This window comes from Staphylococcus americanisciuri (assembly GCF_024814435.1).
GTDB lineage: Bacteria > Bacillota > Bacilli > Staphylococcales > Staphylococcaceae > Staphylococcus > Staphylococcus americanisciuri.
This window is the reverse complement of sequence record NZ_JANUXY010000014.1, coordinates 13,880-34,800: the sequence shown is the minus strand read 5'-3', so window position 1 is coordinate 34,800 and position 20,921 is coordinate 13,880. Positions and strand designations below refer to the sequence as shown.

Annotated in this window: 24 protein-coding genes; 15 read left to right on the top strand and 9 right to left on the bottom strand. The window is 37.6% G+C overall.

Going from position 1 to position 20,921, the window contains the following annotated elements:
• A partial coding sequence (locus tag NXS11_RS10580) for an LPXTG cell wall anchor domain-containing protein (RefSeq protein WP_259201072.1) occupies nt 1-869 on the top strand: 869 nt, incomplete at its 5' end.
• Between the two features lie 533 nt (nt 870-1,402).
• The gene (gene dinB, locus NXS11_RS10575; RefSeq protein ID WP_259201070.1) at nt 1,403-2,476 is read left to right on the top strand and encodes a DNA polymerase IV; all 1,074 of its coding nucleotides are present in this window, start codon (nt 1,403-1,405) and stop codon (nt 2,474-2,476) included.
• On the opposite strand, the gene NXS11_RS10570 is transcribed toward dinB, so the two are convergent.
• Both NXS11_RS10570 and ftnA read right to left on the bottom strand, forming a co-directional pair.
• The gene (locus NXS11_RS10570; RefSeq protein ID WP_259201055.1) at nt 2,473-3,033 is read right to left on the bottom strand and encodes a 3'-5' exonuclease; all 561 of its coding nucleotides are present in this window, start codon (nt 3,031-3,033) and stop codon (nt 2,473-2,475) included. The two genes, dinB and NXS11_RS10570, sit on opposite strands and share 4 nt — an antisense overlap.
• An 89-nt stretch (nt 3,034-3,122) precedes the next feature.
• Nucleotides 3,123-3,623: an H-type ferritin FtnA gene (gene ftnA / locus NXS11_RS10565; RefSeq protein ID WP_259201054.1), complete on the bottom strand. Its 501-nt coding sequence runs from the start codon at nt 3,621-3,623 to the stop codon at nt 3,123-3,125.
• Between the two features lie 141 nt (nt 3,624-3,764).
• Between ftnA and murT the strand changes: the two genes are divergently transcribed.
• The gene (gene murT, locus NXS11_RS10560) at nt 3,765-5,075 is read left to right on the top strand and encodes a lipid II isoglutaminyl synthase subunit MurT (protein WP_259201052.1); all 1,311 of its coding nucleotides are present in this window, start codon (nt 3,765-3,767) and stop codon (nt 5,073-5,075) included.
• A gap of 1 nt (nt 5,076) precedes the next feature.
• Nucleotides 5,077-5,802, top strand: coding sequence for a lipid II isoglutaminyl synthase subunit GatD (gene gatD / locus NXS11_RS10555; protein ID WP_259201047.1), 726 nt, complete (start codon nt 5,077-5,079; stop codon nt 5,800-5,802).
• A gap of 63 nt (nt 5,803-5,865) precedes the next feature.
• On the opposite strand, the gene NXS11_RS10550 is transcribed toward gatD, so the two are convergent.
• The gene (locus NXS11_RS10550) at nt 5,866-6,864 is read right to left on the bottom strand and encodes an FUSC family protein (protein WP_259201044.1); all 999 of its coding nucleotides are present in this window, start codon (nt 6,862-6,864) and stop codon (nt 5,866-5,868) included.
• Between the two features lie 95 nt (nt 6,865-6,959).
• Between NXS11_RS10550 and map the strand changes: the two genes are divergently transcribed.
• The 5 genes from map to vraR all read left to right on the top strand — a co-directional run bounded on the left by map (nt 6,960) and on the right by vraR (nt 10,581).
• The gene (map, locus tag NXS11_RS10545; protein ID WP_259201040.1) at nt 6,960-7,721 is read left to right on the top strand and encodes a type I methionyl aminopeptidase; all 762 of its coding nucleotides are present in this window, start codon (nt 6,960-6,962) and stop codon (nt 7,719-7,721) included.
• 97 nt (nt 7,722-7,818) lie between these two features.
• Nucleotides 7,819-8,208 (top strand): hypothetical protein, encoded by a 390-nt coding sequence (locus tag NXS11_RS10540; RefSeq protein WP_259201039.1) that lies wholly within the window; start codon nt 7,819-7,821, stop codon nt 8,206-8,208.
• Between the two features lie 12 nt (nt 8,209-8,220).
• Nucleotides 8,221-8,922 (top strand): cell wall-active antibiotics response protein VraT, encoded by a 702-nt coding sequence (gene vraT, locus NXS11_RS10535; protein WP_259201037.1) that lies wholly within the window; start codon nt 8,221-8,223, stop codon nt 8,920-8,922.
• Complete coding sequence (locus NXS11_RS10530; protein WP_259201034.1) at nt 8,919-9,962, top strand: sensor histidine kinase; 1,044 nt, start codon at nt 8,919-8,921, stop codon at nt 9,960-9,962. The genes vraT and NXS11_RS10530 overlap by 4 nt, the downstream gene beginning before the upstream one ends.
• The gene (gene vraR / locus NXS11_RS10525) at nt 9,952-10,581 is read left to right on the top strand and encodes a response regulator transcription factor VraR (protein WP_259201029.1); all 630 of its coding nucleotides are present in this window, start codon (nt 9,952-9,954) and stop codon (nt 10,579-10,581) included. Before NXS11_RS10530 ends, vraR begins: the two co-directional genes overlap by 11 nt.
• 80 nt (nt 10,582-10,661) lie before the next feature.
• Here the strand turns inward: vraR and NXS11_RS10520 are convergent, their stop codons facing one another.
• The 4 genes from NXS11_RS10520 to NXS11_RS10505 all read right to left on the bottom strand — a co-directional run bounded on the left by NXS11_RS10520 (nt 10,662) and on the right by NXS11_RS10505 (nt 13,493).
• Nucleotides 10,662-11,231 carry a beta-class carbonic anhydrase gene (locus NXS11_RS10520; protein WP_259201028.1) on the bottom strand — a complete coding sequence of 190 codons (570 nt, stop codon included), beginning with the start codon at nt 11,229-11,231 and terminating at the stop codon, nt 10,662-10,664.
• Between the two features lie 37 nt (nt 11,232-11,268).
• Complete coding sequence (locus tag NXS11_RS10515; RefSeq protein WP_259201026.1) at nt 11,269-12,567, bottom strand: YihY/virulence factor BrkB family protein; 1,299 nt, start codon at nt 12,565-12,567, stop codon at nt 11,269-11,271.
• Nucleotides 12,568-12,737: 170 nt separating this feature from the next.
• A complete protein-coding gene (locus tag NXS11_RS10510) occupies nt 12,738-13,031 on the bottom strand; it encodes a YtxH domain-containing protein (protein ID WP_259201021.1) in 294 nt (97 codons plus the stop codon).
• Between the two features lie 3 nt (nt 13,032-13,034).
• Entirely contained in the window at nt 13,035-13,493 is a 459-nt protein-coding gene (locus NXS11_RS10505; RefSeq protein ID WP_259201019.1) for a low molecular weight protein-tyrosine-phosphatase, read from the bottom strand.
• A 130-nt stretch (nt 13,494-13,623) separates the two neighbouring features.
• Between NXS11_RS10505 and NXS11_RS10500 the strand changes: the two genes are divergently transcribed.
• Genes NXS11_RS10500 through NXS11_RS10490 form a run of 3 tightly spaced genes read left to right on the top strand, consistent with a single transcriptional unit; the run spans nt 13,624 to nt 15,617 of the window.
• Nucleotides 13,624-13,830 carry a DUF1128 family protein gene (locus tag NXS11_RS10500; protein WP_259201017.1) on the top strand — a complete coding sequence of 69 codons (207 nt, stop codon included), beginning with the start codon at nt 13,624-13,626 and terminating at the stop codon, nt 13,828-13,830.
• Nucleotides 13,831-13,842: 12 nt separating this feature from the next.
• Nucleotides 13,843-15,081, top strand: a complete 1,239-nt coding sequence (locus NXS11_RS10495) for an aminopeptidase (RefSeq protein WP_259201015.1) — start codon at nt 13,843-13,845, stop codon at nt 15,079-15,081.
• A gap of 14 nt (nt 15,082-15,095) precedes the next feature.
• Nucleotides 15,096-15,617, top strand: a complete 522-nt coding sequence (locus tag NXS11_RS10490; protein ID WP_259201014.1) for an acyl-CoA thioesterase — start codon at nt 15,096-15,098, stop codon at nt 15,615-15,617.
• A gap of 104 nt (nt 15,618-15,721) precedes the next feature.
• On the opposite strand, the gene yfkAB is transcribed toward NXS11_RS10490, so the two are convergent.
• Nucleotides 15,722-16,870, bottom strand: a complete 1,149-nt coding sequence (gene yfkAB / locus NXS11_RS10485) for a radical SAM/CxCxxxxC motif protein YfkAB (RefSeq protein ID WP_259201011.1) — start codon at nt 16,868-16,870, stop codon at nt 15,722-15,724.
• Nucleotides 16,871-17,014: 144 nt separating this feature from the next.
• Between yfkAB and NXS11_RS10480 the strand changes: the two genes are divergently transcribed.
• Both NXS11_RS10480 and NXS11_RS10475 read left to right on the top strand, forming a co-directional pair.
• Complete coding sequence (locus NXS11_RS10480) at nt 17,015-17,173, top strand: SE1561 family protein (RefSeq protein WP_259201008.1); 159 nt, start codon at nt 17,015-17,017, stop codon at nt 17,171-17,173.
• A gap of 85 nt (nt 17,174-17,258) precedes the next feature.
• Entirely contained in the window at nt 17,259-17,774 is a 516-nt protein-coding gene (locus NXS11_RS10475) for a type 1 glutamine amidotransferase domain-containing protein (protein ID WP_259200999.1), read from the top strand.
• A 247-nt stretch (nt 17,775-18,021) separates the two neighbouring features.
• Here NXS11_RS10475 and NXS11_RS10470 read toward each other — a convergent pair whose 3' ends face one another.
• Nucleotides 18,022-19,767, bottom strand: coding sequence for a pyruvate oxidase (locus NXS11_RS10470; RefSeq protein ID WP_259200984.1), 1,746 nt, complete (start codon nt 19,765-19,767; stop codon nt 18,022-18,024).
• Between the two features lie 163 nt (nt 19,768-19,930).
• Here NXS11_RS10470 and sgtB point away from each other — a divergent pair, with 163 nt between their 5' ends.
• Nucleotides 19,931-20,734, top strand: a complete 804-nt coding sequence (gene sgtB / locus NXS11_RS10465) for a monofunctional peptidoglycan glycosyltransferase SgtB (RefSeq protein ID WP_259200983.1) — start codon at nt 19,931-19,933, stop codon at nt 20,732-20,734.
• Nucleotides 20,735-20,921: the final 187 nt, after the last annotated feature.

Genomic DNA, 20,921 nt, shown 5'->3' with positions numbered 1-20,921 from the left:
ACCCGATTAAGACGGTAGTAAAAGATGCCTCAGCGTTAACAGAGGGAGAGAAAGCAGCAGTTAAAGCACAAGTAGAGAAGTCAGAGAACTTCCCAGCAGGAGCAACAGTAGTTGTAGATAAAACAGGAAAAGCGACAATTACAGTTCCAGACAAAGAGGGTGTTCCAGGCTACACAATTGAAGTACCAGCATTTAAAACAGTCATCGCTGTAGCTAATCCTGCAAAGACTTATGTTAAAGATCCACAAAACTTAACGTCAACAGAAAAAGAAGAAGTTAAGAAGAAGGTAAAAGAGAAGAATCCAGATCTTCCAGAAAAAACAGAAATCACAGTGGGTAAAGATGGAACGGTTACAATCAAGGTACTAGGACAAACAACGTCAGTAGAACTTATTGACACGGTTGTGGGTGTGAAAGTTCCAGATAAAACTGTAGTGAAAGATCCACAAAACTTAACACCAGCAGAAAAAGAAGAAGTTAAGAAGAAGGTAAAAGAGAAGAATCCAGATCTTCCAGAAAAAACAGAAATCACAGTGGGTAAAGATGGAACGGTTACGATCAAAGTACCAGGACAAGATGCGTCAATAGAACTTACTGACACAGTTGTAAGTGTGAAATTGCCAGGCAAGATTGTAGATAAAAATCCAGAAAGCTGGACGCCAGAACAACCGAAACAACCAGATATGACTCAACCATCTGACACAATAAAAGATAAGAAAGTTAAAGGTATGAAACAAGCTGATAAAGCAATGGAAAAAGCTTTACCAGAAACAGGTAATACCAATAATCCATTTGTAGTAGCGTTTGGTTTCTTAGCATTGTTAGTCGGTGCAAGATTGACAAGACGTAAACATCGTGAAGAAGACTAATCATCAAGCCAACTAGATGCGTCTAGTCATTCTGCAAGAAAGCGGTAATCTCTTATTAAAGAGGTTGCTGCTTTTTTTGAGGTTGTTTAGCTTTTGTGATGGAAAGATAATGATAAGTAATTAGTTTTGTTAATATCGTAATGCCAGTTAAGTTGAAATAGTTGTCTCTATTTAGGGAGTGGGTCAGGAATCTCATTTTTCTAAAAAGATTCCGTTGTTCCACCCCCGCAAGGCTGAGTAGGGGGAGAAATAGCTTAGAAAAGCGTATTTTCAAGCCAGTCAGCTACTGACTTTTACAACATTTTTCACTTTGGATCTCATTTTCTATTAATGTCTATTCTCTTTTTGTGCACTAAAAAAGATAGCTCATCATGACATCCCATTATAAAAGATATAGAATCTTTTTGATAGATAGCGTTGTTGATATAAGGAGGCTAGCAGATTAATGGCTTGTCTTAAATCTGTTTTTGTATAATAGCATTGAAAACAGATTTGGTGGTATATAGATGACATAAAGTTGCTGGAGGTGACCTATGAAAGAAAGACGAATTATTCATATAGATATGGATTATTTCTATGCACAAGTAGAGGTTCGCGATAATCCGATGCTAAAGGATAAGCCAGTGATTGTTGGAGGAAAAGCAAGCGGTCGAGGGGTTGTTGCGACAGCATCCTATGAAGCACGTGAAATGGGGGTACATTCAGCAATGCCAATGTCTCGAGCACATCAGCTATGTCCGGATGGCTTTTATTTGACGCCAAGATTTGAAGTCTATCGCGCTGTATCTCAACAAATTATGAGCATCTTTCACCGTTACACATCGCTTGTTGAGCCATTGTCGTTAGATGAAGCATACTTGGATATTACAGGACTTGTCAAACCGACACAATCTGCCTCACAAATAGCGCAGATGATTCGTCATGATATATGGAAAGAGACAGGCCTTACATCTAGTGCAGGTGTTTCATATAATAAATTTCTAGCTAAGTTAGCCAGTGGTATGAATAAACCGAACGGCTTGACAATTATTTCTTATCAGAATGTTCATAAGCTCTTAATGGAATTGGATATTGGTGATTTTCCAGGTGTTGGCAAAGTATCTAAGGAGAAAATGCACGAACAGGGAATTTATACTGGCAAAGATTTGTATCAAAAAAGTGAGAGGGATTTGATCTATTTATTCGGTAAAAAAGGGAAAGCTTTATATGATAGGGTGCGTGGAAAAGACGAGCGAGAGGTGAAAAGTGAGCGCATTCGAAAAAGTGTAGGTGCCGAAAGAACTTTTTCTGTAGATACCAATCAGGATGAAGAGATATTGCGTAAAATTGAAATGCTGTGTGACAAAATAGAAGAACGGTTGGAAAAACTTCAAAAGTCAGGTTATACAGTAACTGTTAAAATTAAGACCAATGAATTCGTCACGCATACTAAACAACACAGTATGAAAACACCGGTGCAAAGCGCGCATGAAATATATCAAGTTGCCTATGATTTATATTATGCTGTGAAAGATCCAAACGTACCCATTCGTTTGATTGGTGTCACCGTTGGGAATTTACAAGAAGCGTCATTTCGAAATATGACGATATATGACTTTTTAGGTTAAAGCGCATCTTTGTCACGCAATTGCTTGCCATAAATATCAAGGATATTTTGCAAGTTTGGGTAGTGTTGTAATAAACGATATGTAATCATTGCGCATGCTTTTGCATCATTGAGCGCATCATGATGACCATGGAAGTCTAAATTGTAATAGTCCATCATATGCTTTAAGCCATAGCGCTGTGAGGATACAGTACGACGTGCGAGCTGACATGAACAAAAGTATGTGAGATCAGGGGTCTCCATATGCGCTGCTTTAATACTGGCATGTAGAACGGACATATCAAAGGCTGCATTGTGTGCTACGATGGGTAAATATTCTATAAAATCAAGCATGTAAGGAAATACTTCTTTGAATGTAGGGGCATTAGCCACATCACTAGGATGAATGCCGTGTACATCGATATTACGTGCAGCAAAAAAGTCATTGGGATTGATTAAAGTATAAAAAGATTCGGTTAATTGATGATCGATGATTTTGACCATACCAATTGAGCAGATACTTGTTCGTTTATTGTTGGCTGTTTCAAAATCAAGTGCGATATATGCGTTGTGTGCCATCAAATGACCTCCATTAAAAAAATAGTCTACGCTTATAAATAAAATCGGGGTGTCAAATGTTGACATCCCGATTGATGAATAAAGATGTATTATTCTTCGTTAAAAGTGCGTGATGCAAGTTCTTTTTCATATAAGTACAATGTATTTGAGTCGTCACCGATTCGTTTTAAATAATCAATATGTGTTTCAAACATAGACTCTTCTTCAACTTGCTCATCTAAGAACCAATTTAAAAATGAAATTGTTGCATAATCTTTTTTATCGTTAGCAATTTCAGATAAGTTGTAGAATCTTCTCGTCACATCTTGTTCTTGCTTTAGACCATCTTCAAAAGTTTCCAAGATTGAGTTGAAATCTACTTTTGGTGCATCTAAAGCTTGGAAGACTGCTTTTTCGCCACGGTCATTGATATAGTCGTAAATTTTTTGTCCATGGAATCGTTCTTCTTTCGCTTGTTCGATATAAAAGTTTGCAAAGCCGTCATAAGAATTGTTATCGCAATAAGCAGCCATTGCCATATATGCATGTGCAGCAAAGAATTCGTGATTCATTTGATTGTTAAGTGCCTCTAGCAATTGTTGGTCTAACATGATATTCCCTCCTAAAAATTGTTCATTATCAGTTTACACATTTACAACATGTGATTGCAATGGATAAGTGATATGAGTTTTAATTTTCTAAATGTATCCCACATGTTATAATACAGTAGGTAAAAATGGAGGAGAGAACGAATGAGACAATGGACAGCGATAACATTGGCAAAGCTTGCGAGAAAGGCGAGCCGCGCCGCTGGAAAAAAAGGAACGGATTTGCCTGGACAAGTTGCCAGAAAAGTTGATGCGAACATTCTAAGAAACCTTGCAGCTAAGGTAGATGAAGTTGTCTTTGTTAGTGGGACAAATGGTAAGACAACTACTTCAAACTTAATAGGTCATACTTTGAAAGAAAACAACATTCCGATTGTGCATAACAATGAAGGGGCTAATATGGCAGCAGGTATTACTTCTGCTTTCATCGTACAGTCCACACCTAAAACAAAAGTTGCTGTAATAGAGATTGATGAAGGTTCTATTCCACGTGTATTGTCAGAGATGACGCCGACTAAGATGGTCTTTACGAACTTTTTCAGAGATCAAATGGATCGTTTTGGTGAAATAGATATCATGGTCAATAATATTTTGTCTGCGATTAGTGGTAAGGGTATCCAATTGATTCTGAATACCGATGATCCATTTGTAAGTCGTTTGAAGATTGCCAGTGATGAAGTTGTGTATTATGGTATGGATGCAAATGCGCATGCGTTTGAACAATCGTCAATGAATGAAAGCCGTTATTGTCCTAATTGTGGAAAACATCTCGTCTACAGTCATATTCATTATAACCAGTTAGGGCATTATAGCTGTGACTGTGGGTTCAAACGACATAATCCGCATTATGCTGTATCGTCATTCTCTGCAACCCCATTTGTTAAGATGACAATGAACGGGGCGACGTTCGATATGAAAATTGCAGGTGACTTCAATGCATATAATGCGCTTGCAGCCTACGCGGCATTAAAAGAGATAGGGCTAGATGATGAGAGTATTCGAAAAGGTTTTGCTACGTATACTTCTGATAATGGTCGTATGCAGTATTTTGAGCGAGATAACAAGAAAGCTTTAATTAATTTGGCGAAGAACCCGGCAGGTATGAATGCATCCATCGCTACTGGTGAGCAGTTGGAAGGTCGCAAAGTTTATCTGTTCAGCTTGAATGACTTTGCTGCAGATGGGCGCGATACGTCTTGGATTTACGATGCGGATTTTGAAAAGTTAAAGCATCAAGATATTGCAAGAATTGTTGTAACAGGAAGTCGTGCAGAAGAGCTACAATTGAGGTTGAAGTTAGCTGAAGTGGATGTGCCGATAATAGTGGAAAGAGATATTTATAAGGCAACAGCGATGACTATGAATGATCCTTATATGACTGTTGCAATTCCTAATTATACATCTCTTGCGCCCATGTTAGATCAGTTAGAGCGATCTTTTAAGGAGGAGAGATAGTATGCATGAGTTAACGGTATTTCATTTTATGCCGGATAAACTGAATTTATATAGTGATATTGGTAATATTATGGCATTAAAATATCGAGCAAAACAACGTAATATTCACATTCATGTTGTGGATGTGAATGAAACCGATGACCTTGATTTAAAGGCAGCTGATATCTTCTTCATAGGTGGTGGAAGTGATAGAGAACAAGCCATTGCGACGAAGGAATTAACTAAGATTAAAACCGAATTAAAAGCAGCGATTGAAGCGGGACTACCAGGACTTGTAGTCTGTGGGGGCTATCAATTTTTAGGAGAGAAGTATGTAACGCCAGATGGTCAAGAATTGGAAGGTTTACATATTCTCGACTTCTATACAGAATCTAAATCAGATCGTCTTACAGGTGATATTGTGATTGAAAGTGAGCAATTCGGTACAATTGTAGGCTTTGAGAACCATGGCGGACGTACGTATCATTCGTATAATACATTAGGTCATGTGACACACGGTTATGGAAATAATGATACAGATAAACAAGAAGGATTACATTATAAAAACTTGTTAGGTACATACTTACATGGTCCGGTGTTACCGAAAAATCATGAGATGACGGATTATTTATTGCGGGTTGCGGCCGAACGTAAAGGCATACCTTTTGAACCGACACATATTGATAATGTGGCAGAAGAACAAGCCAAACAAGTGTTGATTACGCGCGCTGAAAAGAATAAAAAATAATAAGAAACTCCCAATTCCTTAAGTTTATCAAAGGTTGGGAGTTTCTGTATGTGTATAATAATTTTATTTAACGCGATACCGTAGCAAGAGTATGCGGTAGATTAGCAAAATCTCATAGATGGTGTGACTTTTAATTTGATTCGTATCAAACTCATTCAAGCCTTTTACTGAGTTTTTTAAAGTTGACGCAGCTTTACGTTCTGGTTTGAATGTGCCACATTGAAAAATTTGATCAACACGTTGAGAAATAGAGATGATTGCTTCTTTCTCTTTATCTGTAAATATCATCATCGCATCTTGTGGCAAATAGATAATATTAGAAAGATGTGTTAGTAACAATCTGTTTTCATGTGCACGGTTTGTGAGCTTTCTTAGACGCATCCAATCATCAGAGCGGTTTTTGGTTTTGTGATATTTCAGTTCATCACGTTGATACCCTAACAGCTCCTCAATTCTTGTATTACAAGTATGTAATTTGTCGACAAGTACATCGCTTTTCTCGGATTGAAAGTGTCCAATCAGTAATTCTTTCATACGCTCATCAAACAAAAAGTAAATTTGACGTTCAGAAGATTCAATGAGTTCTTCAATTTGTTCGTAATATTTTGGTGGTAAGACCATAAAGTTCACAAGACCTGCTGTCACAAGTCCGATAATCGCTGTTAATAATCGAGAAAAAATATTGAATAAGTAGTTATCATGAATGTCCGGTATCATAGCTAATGCGGTCAATGTTGCAACAAGAATACCGGGATGTAGATTAAAACGAATACATAAAATAATTGTAAGTGTCGCTGTTAAGCCATATGTAATTGCTGAGTCATCACCAAAGAAATATGCTGATACAACTGCGATAAATGCGCCCATAACGGTGGCAGGAAGTCGTTTATATCCCTTATGAATCGATGCCTTGACAGTTGGTTCGATAGTGACAACAGCAGACAGAATCGCAAAGATTGGATTCAAGTTGAGCGAGAGACAGAATAATGCTGTTAAAAATGTAGCAAGCCCAGTTTTAATGGTACGGGCACCTACCACTTTCTTATACCATTTGATTTTCATGCGCATAACTCCTGATTTATACTTACTTCTAGTATATCAAAAAAATTTTGTTATAATAAGTACAGTATACAAATTGGAAAAGGAAAGGGATTAGAATGATAGTAAAAACGGATGAAGAACGTCAAGCTTTATTAGAAATTGGCGCGATATGTGCAAAAGTAAGAGATGCTATGCAAGCAGCAACGAAGCCAGGTGTGACAACGAAAGAATTGGACAATATTGCAAAAGAGATGTTTGAAGCAGAAGGTGCGTTGTCAGCGCCCATTCATGATGAGAACTTTCCAGGTCAAACATGTATCAGTGTCAACGAAGAAGTTGCACATGGTATTCCAAGTCAACGTGTGATTCGTGAAGGTGACCTTGTGAATATCGATGTGTCTGCATTGAAAAATGGTTACTACGCAGATACAGGTATTTCATTTGTGGTTGGTGAGACGGACGATCCTATTAAACAACAAGTGTGTGATGTAGCGTTAGAAGCATTTGAAGCAGCTATGGCGAAAGTAAAAGTCGGCAGCAAGTTAAGTCAAATTGGTAAAGCAGTTCATGCAACAGCACGTAAAAACGGCTTGAAAGTAATCAAGAACTTAACAGGTCATGGCGTGGGTCAATCATTGCATGAAGCACCAGCACACATTATGAACTATTTTGATCCACATGAAAAAACATTGTTAAAAGAAGGCATGGTTCTTGCAGTAGAGCCGTTTATTTCTTCTAATGCGTCATTCGTGACAGAAGGCAAAAATGAATGGGCATTTGAAACATCAGATAAAAGTTATGTGGCACAAATCGAACATACAGTGATTGTTACAAAAGAGGGTCCAATTCTAACAACAAAACTTGATGAGACACATTAAGTTCGGTCTTTAGTCCTAAAACAAAATGGTTCCGCAGCCTATTACAAAGGTTTCGGAACTTTTTTATAATGGTAGTAACAGATGAGGTGAGAACATGATGTTACAACTAGTAAAGACATATATCGAACAGTTCTTAAGACAGTGTTATCAACAAGGTATCTATCAGTATCTGACATCTTTAGATTTAAAATTACAATCTATCAATGATACGATGCGTTATATTCAACATAAAAAAGCACAAGTGCAGCTTATGATTGACAGACGCATGCTAGAGTTAGAAAATAATTATATGAACTTAATAGATGACGATCATTTTGAATATGCATCTACCATTTACGATGCAACAATGGTATCTCTAAAAGAAGAATTAAACAAAATAGAAAGTGAGTATGCCCAATTAGAAAGTTACTATTCACAGCTTGATGCAGATAAGGCATATACGAAATGTGAATGTCACTTATTGAGAACACTAGTTAATGCATACTAGAAAGGTGGAAATATGACGCAAAAATATATTTCGACTGAGCTACTCATTCTTTTTACTGCACTGATGATTATTGCAAACTTTTACTATATTTTTTTCGAGAAGATAGGGTTTTTGTTTGTACTCGTTTTGGGCAGTATTTTGATGTATGTTGGTTATATATATTTTCATAAAGTGCGTGGATTGCTTTGTTTTTGGATAGGCGCTTTAATGATAGGCTTCACATTGCTATCCAACAAATACACGCTAGTCATTTTATTTATTTTTATATTTATTATTGCAATTCGCTATTTCAAATATAAACGTCGTCCATTATCAATCATTGCAACAGAAGATGTACAATACAGTCAAACATTTATTAAGCAAAAATGGTTAGGTGAACAAAAAACACCTATTTATGTGTACAAATGGGAAGACTTACAAGTGCAACATGGTATAGGTGATGTTCACATTGATATGACTAAAGCAGCTAATCTCAAGGCACAAAATAATGTTGTTGTACGTCATTTGATTGGTAAAATACAAGTCATTGTGCCGCTTAACTATCATGTTAACTTGAATGTAGCGGCATTCTATGGAACAGTTGCCATGGGGGAACAGCGACAAAAGATAGACAATACAAATATCACAATGCATACGGAACAGAAGAAGGATAGTTATACAGTTAATATATACGCTTCAACCATGATTGGTGATGTTGAGGTGATATTCCGATGAATCATTATGTGCGCACGATTGGCTCGATGCTGATTCTTGTTTATACAATGTTTACAGCATTGCTTTTTATTGACAAGGTCTTTGTGAATATCATTTTTTTTCAAGGAATGTTTTATAAACAAATCTTAGGTATTCCAGTGTTTTTGTTTATCAACTTAATGGTGGTATTTATGTGTATTCTTGTCGGAAGTGTGATTGCTTTTAAGATTAACCAGCAATATGATTGGCTGCAAGAACAAATTGAACGTGCGATTCAAGGTGAAACAGTCGGCATTAATGATCACCAAATCGAGTTGTACAATGAGACTATTACACTGTATCAGACATTGGTTCCCCTCAATCAAGAGTTGCACAAGCTGCGCATCAAAACACAGAATTTAACGAATGAACAATATAATATGAATGATTTGAAGGTCAAAAAAATCATTGAAGATGAACGGCAGCGTTTGGCACGTGAATTGCATGATAGTGTATCACAACAATTGTTTGCTGCGAGCATGATGTTGTCAGCCATTAAAGAAACGGACCTTGTGCCACCTTTGAATCAACAAATTCCTACGTTGGAAAAAATGATTCAAGACTCACAATTAGAGATGCGCGCACTGTTACTTCACCTACGTCCAATCGGGCTCAAAGATAAGACGCTTGGTGAGGGAATCGAATCATTGATAACTGATTTGCAAAGAAAAGTATCGCTGAAGGTCATGTACGAAATTGATACCTTTGATGTACCAAAAGGCATTGAAGATCACTTGTTTCGCATTACACAAGAAGCGATATCTAACACATTGCGTCATGCGAATGGTACACAGGTGAGTGTAGAGTTATTAAATCGAGAAGGCTATTTATTATTGCGTATTCAAGATGATGGTATTGGTTTTAACCCAGATGATAAAATGGAACAAAGTTATGGTCTTAAAAATATGAGAGAGCGGGCGACTGAGATTGGTGCGACATTCCACATCGTATCGTTACCAAATGCAGGTACACGAATTGAAGTAAAAGCACCATTGGATAAGGAGGGACAGTATGACAATTAAAGTATTGTTTGTTGACGATCATGAAATGGTACGAATCGGTATTTCTAGCTATTTGTCAACGCAAAGTGATATCGAAGTAGTAGGCGAAGGGAGTTCCGGGAGAGAAGCGATTGAAAAAGCGCATGAATTGCAGCCGGATGTAATATTAATGGATCTTGTTATGACAGATATGGACGGTGTAGAAGCAACGACACAAATCAAAAAAGACTTGCCAGCGATTAAAGTTGTAATGTTGACAAGTTACATAGAAGATAAAGAAGTCTACCGAGCATTGGATGCAGGGGTAGACAGTTATATCCTTAAAACAACAAGCGCAAGTGATATTGCGGAAGCGATACGTAAAACAAGTCTAGGTGAATCCGTCTTTGAAGCGGAAGTCTTAGTAAAAATGCGCAATCGTATGAAACAACGTGCGGAGCTGTACGAAATGCTGACTGAGCGTGAAATGGAAATATTATTATTAATTGCTAAAGGATATTCAAACCAAGAGATTGCAAGTGCTTCACATATCACAATCAAGACAGTTAAAACGCATGTGAGCAATATATTAAGTAAGTTAGAAGTACAAGATCGTACACAAGCAGTTATTTATGCCTTTCAACATGGCTTAATTGAATAAGATATAAAAAGACTGAAACGAAAATGCACCCCTAAAAGTTGGAATTAAAAATCTAACTATTAGGGGTGCATATAATTATTTTAGTTCAATTTATCATAGCCATTATGAATAAGCTCTAGTTCGCCTGTGTGTGGATCGATAACCAGCCCATGAACAGGCACCTGTCCATCAAATAATGGATGATCATATATCATTTGAACGTTATGACGGACATTATCATAAACATCGTCAAAACCTTTTAAGAAGTGAGCGACATCGATTCCTGAATATTGAAGAAGCTCAAATACATGATTGTCAATACCTCGATCCGCCATCGTTTTCATGACTGATTCTACATCTATATTACCCATTCCACAATCTTTATGGCCCATAATAATAATTTCCTCTGCGCCCAATGCATAGATACCTACAAGTATACTGCGCATAGTTGAGCCATAGGGGTGTGTAATCATAGCACCGGCATTTTTAACAACCTTCAAATCACCATTGTTAAAACCGAGTGCTTTCGTCGATAAATCTTGTAAGCGTGTATCCATACAAGTAACTAATACAGCTTTTTTAGCTGGTACTTTTGTTGCACTATAAGCTTTATATTCTTTGTTGGCAACAAATGTTTTATTGTAGGTTAATATATCTGCTAGTAATGTCATGATGAAGCCTCCTAAAAATTAGGGTATTATAAAATCATTATTGGTCTTTTGTTGTTTTGATGTGGCGTGAGTAACCATCATTTTCACGTTCAACCTTCTGAGGTGCGGTATAGTCGGCTTGGGATGTTTCAGCTGCTGTTGAGGATGATGTGACTGATGTATCAACGCCTTGAGGTTGTTCATCTTGACGTTCACTGTCATTATCTTCATAGTTGTTATAAGCTTTAGCGAGATCTTGTTCTTGACTTTCTTCTAGTTCATCATAAGTCTGTTCTTCAGGTGTTTTACCTTTAACAACTTTACGCTGATGAACAATCGCATTGATTTCAGCACCAATGATTAAGATAAATCCTGTAATGTACAGCCACAACATTAGAACGATAACGCCTCCAATACTACCATAAGTCTTAGAGTAGTTACCGAAGTTCGATACATAATAACCAAAGCCCAATGTTCCCACAATCCATACAATTGTCGCAAACAACGAGCCGGGAAGCACAGATTTGAGCTTGATTTTGACATTAGGTGCGGCTGTATATAGCAATGTGAATACGATAAAGATAGCAATCACAGGTAATGCAGTGCGTAATAAACTGAAAATCCAGCGTACTTGATCATCCAAGCCTAGTGAACCGAATAATAAGTTACCAATCTGCTCACCGAAAGTAAATAAAACCATTGTAATTGGTAATGTAATGCCTAAAGCAAGTGTGAATAATACAGCAAGCGCTTTTGAGACGATGAAGTTTCGGCTATCTTCAACATCATACGCAACGTTAAATGCATTCATCATCGCTGTCATTCCGTTTGAAGCAGTCCACAATGCAAGAATTAAACCAATTGATAGAATGCTACCACTAGCATTGCCCATGATATCATCAATAATGCTTGTGATGATTGAAGCAGCATCTGCAGGCGCATTCTCGGATATTTGATCTATCAATGTTTGTCGATCGATATTAAATACAGGTACTAGTGATAGAACAAAGATTAACATTGGGAAAAGCGATAACATAAAATAGTAAGCAAGCTGTGCTGCCAAACCTGAAGCATCATCTTTACTAATGCGATAGATTAAATATTTGATAAAGCCAGGCCTGTCCGAATATTTGACTGGCTTATTAATACGTGAGACAAAGAAAGTTTCGTTGTCTTTAGGTGCTTCTTTGGACTGAAAAGGTTGTGGTTTCACAAAGTGACGTTCTGCCTCAACATCTCCACTCGCATCGCCTTTGCGATCAGGGTGATGGGTTGTTTCATCGTTTGCGTCACTTTTGTGTATTTTATTTTTTAATTTATCCACAAAACTTTCAGACGTGTCTTGTTTTTCTGCCATGAATGTACTCCTTTTTCATTATTATCATCATTGTTACAGGTGTCATCTCATAATCAAGAGAGTGAGATAGCGTATAGAAAGTTAGCTTCACATTAGTGAAACAGTAACATTCTATCTCCATACCTCACCCCCAGTTGTGATAGACATATTGTGTTAGGGTATCTAGAAGACTAGCGACCACTACCGATTTGTTTGTTATTTTTACGTGCAATCAGTGTATCTTTTGCATCAATCAACGAACGTTCAAGCTCTGGATTGTTGCGACGGATTTCTTCAAGCGTATCTTTCCAATACATCAATTCATTGACAAGCTCTGTTACCTTTGAAGGTTGGCTAGAACGTTGACCTGTTTTGATATGATGAATAGATGTTTTAAGCGATTGACGTGTGCTTCTGTCGATTAATGCAACTGCACCACCTAATGCAGCGCCAATGAGAATACCTGTTACGAATTTGTTTTTCATATTTTATTGCTCCTTTCTATCCTTAACAATATAATCAATTAAACGGTCACATGATGATTGTATCATGTTATAGACACCTTCAAAATTATTTGTGTAGTATGGGTCTGGCACATCTGTTTCTGCCATATCACTAAATTCAAGTAACTTAAAAAGTTGTCCTGTTAGGTTGGGATTGATACGCTTAATATTATCCACATTGCTTTGATCCATTGCAATGATGTAATCAAAGTTATCTTGTGGTGTTAAGAGTTCACTAATCATCCCGTCAAAAGGAATACCATGTTCATTCAAGATACGCTGCGTTCCTTCGTGTGGGGGTTGCCCTAAGTTCCAATCGCCTGTCCCTCTAGAAACGACATTAATATCTGTAATGCCACGTTCATTGAGACGCTGGCGCATAATCGCCTCAGCCATTGGAGAACGACAAATATTGCCGAGACATACAAAAGCAACTGTTGTCATATTTCTCCCTCCATATCTCCATTTATATGCCCATTTTATCCTTTTTCAAAACAATTCTAAAGTAATTCTTGCAAAAATTTTCCAAAAGTTATCAGCTTTGTTAAAATATTGTGATGAAAGGATGATAATGATGACAAAAGATATCGCAACAATGATTACAGAAATACGTGATCGATTGAATCTCGTGAACAAAGGCTTAATTGATCCTAATAAATATGCAGATACACATCGTGAAGAAATTGTAGAAATATATGAATATGTGACATCAAAACAATCATTCACACCTCAGGAAATGTCAGGTATTACAGAATTATTAGGTAACCTACGTCAATCATAATGGAGGGGTAATATGCCAAGAAATGAAAAGCTACAACAATATGCGCGATTATTAGTACGCGTTGGTATGAATGTACAGCCAGGACAACCTGTATTTATTCGAACAACAGTAGATGCTGTGGATTTTACAAGACGTATCGTGAAAGAAGCTTATGAAGCGGGAGCGTCAGATGTACGCGTTAACTATGCGGATCCCATATTAAAGCGCTATGCTTATGAATATGAACAACAATCATTTTTTGAACAAGACGTCAAAGCATATGATGTAGAAGAACGAATGGACTATGCATCACGTGGTGCGAGTAATTTAGCTTTACTAACAGAAGATCCAGATTTACTTAATGGTATTGATGCTCAAAAAATCAAAGCAACACAATTACGCTACGGTCAAGCGTTCAAACCTTATATGATATTACCACAAAAGAATGCTTTTCCATGGTTGGTAGCAGCATATCCATCTGTTGATTGGGCGAAAAGAGTTTATCCAGATTTGGAAGATCAAGAAGCAGTTGAACGCTTTCTAGATGATATATTAGCGATTGTGCGCATCGACGGTAATGATCCAGTTGAGAATTGGCATAAGCATACGCAACAACTTAAAGCGCGTGCAGCTTGGTTAAATGACAAGGCATATCAGGCACTGCACTTTGTATCAAGCGGTACAGATTTACGCATTGGATTGCCAGAACAACATATTTGGGAAGAACCGACAAGTTATACACCAGATGGACAAGCATTTGTAGCTAATATACCGACTGAAGAAGTTTTTACAGCACCACATTGTCAAAAGGTAGATGGCTATGTGTCGAATACATTGCCATTAAGCTATAATGGTACGATTATCGATGGATTCAAACTGACATTTGAACAAGGACGTGTCGTTGATTTTCAAGCTGAACAAGGCGAAGAAGTTTTGCGTTCGTTGTTGGATACTGATGAAGGTTCTCGCAGATTAGGTGAAGTTGCGCTCGTTCCGGATGATTCACCAATTTCTAATCGCAACACTATTTTCTACAATACGTTATTTGATGAAAATGCGTCGTGTCACATCGCTTTAGGTTCAGCATATGCCTTCAACATTCAAGGTGGCACTGAAATGGATGATGCTACATTAGCTCAGCATGGATTGAATGATTCATTAACGCATGTAGACTTTATGATTGGTAGCGCTGACTTAAATATTTACGGTGTTACTGCTGATGGACAAGAAGAAATTATTTTTGAAAATGGTAATTGGGCAATAAATCATTAGGATGAGGTAAGAACATGACAACCAATAAAAAATCAATGAAAGCATCTAAAACATATAAATCGCGTCAAGTATTTCCACAAGATACGAATCATCTTGGAACATTATTCGGTGGCACGTTAATGGCAAACATTGATGAAATTGCTGCTATCTGTGCGATGAAACACGCCAACAATACAGTTGTGACAGCATCGACGGACTCTGTAGACTTTTTGCGACCAATCAAGAAGGGTGATATTGTAACTTATATTGCAATGGTGACATACTCAGGGAAGTCATCTATGGAAGTGTGTGTGCAGATTATGATAGAAGATATTTACAAAGGGGAACATCAATTAGCAGCATTGAGTTTTCTGACGTTTGTCGCTTTAGATGATGAGGGTAAACCAACGTCTGTTGCAGAAGTATATCCAGAGAACGATATAGAGCGTTGGTTCCATGAATCGGGAGAAGCACGTGTAAAACGTCGTAAAGAGCGACGTGAAGAAAGCAAGAAGACATTACAATTCTTGTCAGAGATTAACAACGATAATGAGTAATAGAAGGACAGGGAGTTGTCTCATGTCCTATCTCAACGTGAACAGTTAAACTAAAAACGCTATCTCTACAGCATATGATAAGAGGTAGCGTTTTTTTAATATAATTATGATTTAAATTGATGATATTGTTGATGCATTTGTTTTTCAAGTACTTTGAAGTTTTCATGTGGATAGTACATGTTTTTTACAAGCAGATTTGGTCCTAGACACTTAAAGTGTGGACAATGACAGTTAATCAATTGTGACAGTGAAGAAGTCAGCCATTTTGAAAATACATTGGTTAGTTTATCACGCTGAATATTGGCTAGCGTACCGGTTTCATCGCCAAAATCAGTAACGATGACGTTGCCTGTAAATACATTGACGTTTAGTCGACTGCGTCCATCGGGATCATTTCTTAGTGACACGTTAGGTGCAGATAAAAGACGTTGACGCAATGCCTTATCTTGCTCGTCCTGTAAACACGGGAAGATAGGGAGCGTTCCAAACAGCATCCAGACATTTGGATCACGAATATCGAGTAATTCATTGATTTTTGCTTTTATCTCTGCAAGTGGCAACACTTCTAATTGGCTTGCAAAGTCAGCTGGGTACATCGGATGAATCTCGTGGCGTTGACATTTCATTGTTTCAACAACTTCACGGTGAATTTTTTCTAGATATGGTGCTGTTTGACGATTTAACATTGTTTCAGCAGATACAAACATACCTTGTTCACTTAATGTCTGTGCGTTTTTTAACATTTGTTCAAAGAGGTGTATGCGCGCTTGAAGTGGTGGCTTTTTCTCCATCGCACCGAATCCTACGTCAGTAAATGTATCGATAGTTCCCCAGTTATGAGATATGTGCATCACATCAATATATTCGGCAATATCTAAATAACGGTCAAGGGGAAGTGTTAAGTTGGAGTTCATCTGTACATATATACCGCGCTGTTGGGCATATTGGACAAGTGGTTTGACGACTTCACGTATCGATTTTTTGGAAAACATTGGTTCGCCGCCAGTAATAGAAATCGTACGAAGCGTTGGCACTTCGTCAAGCCGTTGTAAGATTAAAGACATCGGTAGAGGATCAGGATCTCGCATTTGAAGGGTATAACCAACCGCGCAGTGACTGCACCGCATATTGCACAGGTTTGTCGTAGTAAACTCAACGTTACTGAGTGTCAGTTCACCATGCTGTTCAATATCACGGTAGGCTTCCCATGGATCATTTTGAATTGAGATTGGTTGTTTGTTGGTCAATATCACGTTAAAAACTCCTCATTTTTAAATTGTATGTGTATTTGATATGATATAGCTAAATGAGTGTAAGATGTTTGGGTATTTGATGTTGACTATCCACATATACACGCCTAAGAAGTACAACGTTATTATAAAGGAGATTTATTAAGGATGAAAGAGCCACAAACAATTAATCAAGTAAAAGAACGTTTATCGCAGTTTATTGAAGACATGTCACATGTGAATCCGGATGAAGTAGAAATTGCTGATATTGATGAATGGATTGCGATACTCGATCAGTTAGAAGAAAAAGTAAATCAATTGCGTTAATAAAAATAAAATACATACTCAATGTTTAAAATTAAATGGATTTGGTTATACAATAATCATACACTCAAAAGAAAGGTGAGGCATTATGACAAAACAAGTAGCAGTGTTATTAGCTGATGAATTCGAGGATATCGAATTAACGAGTCCAGCAGAAGCGATTGCGTCTGCCGGTCACAAAGTTGTGATTATCGGTGATGAAAAAGGTGCAACACTCAATGGTAAACATGGTGAGAAAGTTGTAGTAGATGTTGCGATTGCAGATGCTAAGCCGGAAGAATATGATGCATTGTTATTACCAGGTGGTTTTTCACCAGACCATTTACGCGGAGATGAAGAAGGTCGTTATGGTAAGTTCGCATCACATTTTATGACAGCTGAGCTACCAGTATTTGCGATATGTCACGGTCCACAAATTTTGATTGATACGGATGCACTAACCAATCGTACAGTGACTGCAGTCTTGAATGTTCGTAAAGATTTAGAGAATGCAGGTGCAACGGTTGTAGATCAATCAGTTGTTGTTGATCGTAATATTGTGACAAGTCGTACACCAGATGACTTAGACGATTTTAATAGAGAAATTAAAAATCAACTTCAATAGTATGAAAGCACAGTTGATAGCGTGAAAATAAACACGTTATCGACTGTGCTTTTTAAGTTTCATAGAGAAGCATTTATGAATAGAATCAGCTTTTATGTTTTATTGAATCGTCTGATTAAGACAGGGCAATGGAACTTTTGGAAAAATAAGATTCCCGTATCTCATGTCCAGCTATAAAATACGAGAATCTTATTAAATTTCTATGCCACAAGATTATAAGATAAGCTTATTCAAATTGTATGACAGGTTATAGAAAACGCTTTGCTGCGGTAGACATAGGCGGCATTTCATCTACAACTAGTTTGCCATCTTCAGTCAAACTACGGTAAGCCCATTTCGCATAGTTTTTTGCTTCTTCAGGTAAGATTTTACCTGGAAGAGGGGCTGCATTAGGATCGACATATACGTTCACGACAACTGGTTTATGTTGTTGAACGGCTGTTTGAACAATTGCATCAATGTCTGCTGGATCTTTCAATGTATAACCAATACCACCACATAACTCAGCAAACTTAGCAAAATCCATATCGCTGAATGAAATACCATATTCAAGTTCACCAGCCGCTTGTTGCTCGTATTTAATAAATGAGAGTTCTTGGTTGTTCAGAACAAATATCACCATTGGCAGACGATATTGGACTGCTGTTGCGAAGTCTTGCATGACCATTTCAAATGCACCGTCACCAGAGATGGCGATAACTGGGCGCTCAGGGAAAGCCAAGCGTGAAGCAATCGCAGTTGGAAGTGCACAGCCCATTGTACCGAGCCAACTTGAAATAATAAAGTGGTTTTGAACGCCTAGATTGAGATAGCGCGTAGACCATACAGTTGATGTGCCTACATCTGCAGCAATAACAGTGTTTGGTGTGATTACTTTATTAATAGCATCCATTAAGCGTTCAGGGCGAATAGGTTCAGAGGTATTCTGACGATCTTCGTCCATCCATTGCGTCCAAGTTTGTTTGTGTTCGAGCATTTCGTTCAAGAATGGTCGTTTTTCTACTGGATTAATGGCTTCAATCAATGCTTGTAATGATAACTTAGTATCGCCGACGATTGGTGCATCAATATTAAAGCGATGACCAATTGCGGCTGTATCATGATCCAGTTGTATAGCCGCAATATCTTTTTTAGGTAGATAGTCAACATATGGATAGTTGGTACCAATCATGATGAGCAAGTCAGCGTTTTGCATTGCTTGATAAGATGGTTTGGTACCAATTTTACCGATATTACCTAAGTTGTACGGGTGATCATCGCCAACAACTGTTTTCGCAGGCAGAGTGACCATCGTTGGTATTTTAGCTTTTTCAATGAACGCTTTAACTTCTTCTTTTGCGTGTTTCGCACCTAATCCAACAAGTAGTACAGGCTTTTTACTTTTATTCAGCAACGCTGCCGCTTGTTCGATTTGATGTGTGGGTGCTGCTTGTGGGGTAAAGATGTTTTGATCTACTTGTGATGGAAAGTTATCTGCAACTTTTGTATTTAAAATATTATTTGGCAATGTTAAGACAGCAACCCCTTGTTCACGGTAAGCTGTTCGAATTGCATCGTCTACAATGTCAAAGATTCGAGTCGCATCTTCTTCTTTTAATTGGTAGTTGTAGACAGCAACATCTTCAAATAAATGTGGTAAATCGACTTCTTGGAATGCTTTGGTACCAAGTTTGTCACTATCTGCTTGTCCGGCTAAGATAAGTTGTGGTACATTATCCATTTTTGCATCATACATACCATTCAATAGATGTATGGCACCCGGGCCACCAATTCCAAGGGCAACGCCGATTTTACCTGTTAATTTTGTATAAGCGGCTGCTGATAAGCTTGCAACTTCTTCATGGCGTACATGGACAAACTTAATTTTGGATTCTACAGCTTTCAATCCGTCCACAACTGCGTCGATTGAATCGCCAGGAATACCATAGACATGATCGATATCCCAAGCTTCAAGTGCACGAATTAATCCCATGTTTGCTTTTACTTTTGCCATATGACATACTTCCTTTCTGAAAATAAGACTGTTTACTGTATACCCGTTTTTAAGTGATATAACACTCATTCTAGGGACTGATTTTGCATAAATAGTATAGATTAAATGACAGATACTTGATAAACTTTTATTAATAAGACTAGAGAAAGTAGGTCATCCTATTATGAAAAGATCTGACCGAATTCGTGAAAGGCAGCGAGATGTACACAACGAACCCCACTATAACACATACTATCGACCTGTAGGCACACCACCGAGAAAGAGAAGACCACGCCGTATTTTTCGTACAATGTTCATAGGTATTATCGCATGCGCCATTTTATTTGTGGGATTGATGTTTTTCTTATCGCAAAGAGCAGATGTTGCAGATTTAGCTCATATAGAACAAAAGGCAACGTATGTTGATGCAGATGCAATGACGAGCTATACAAAAGGTGCATTCATTGTAGTAGAAGACAGACGCTTTTATAAACATCATGGAATAGATGTTAAAGGGAGTATTCGAGCTATCTTTACATCGATTAAAGACCCTGATCGCAAGCAAGGCGGCAGCACTATCACACAGCAATTGGTTAAGAACTATTATTATGATCAGCAGCAGACGATTATGCGTAAGTTAAAAGAGATGTTTGTCGCATGGCGTGTGGAAGATGCATACACTAAAGATCAAATATTAAGCTATTATTTGAATAACATTTATTTTGGTGACAATAGCTATACAATTGAATCTGCTGCAAATTATTATTTTGGCACGACGACAGATGTCAATAATACGAATCTTCCGCAAATTACAGTGTTACAAAGTGCCATTTTAGCAAGTAAGATCAATGCGCCTTCTGTTTATAATGTGAATGATATGTCGGCCTCTTTTATCAATAGAACTAAGATGACGTTGGAAAAAATGAAGCAACAAGGCTATATCACAGAGGAACAATATACAGAAGCACTACAGCAGTTAGGTGCTTAGTGAGATAATCCCACACAATTTGATTGGTGGGATATCTTTTTGATGATATTAATGGAAAACATTATCCAAAGTGAGAAAAATATTGTAAAAGTCGGTAGCTGACTGGCGTAAAATCTGTTTTTCTTAGCTTTTTTACTTCTGCTCAGCTTTATCAGGTGGAACAGGGCAATGACATTTCCGCTCTATT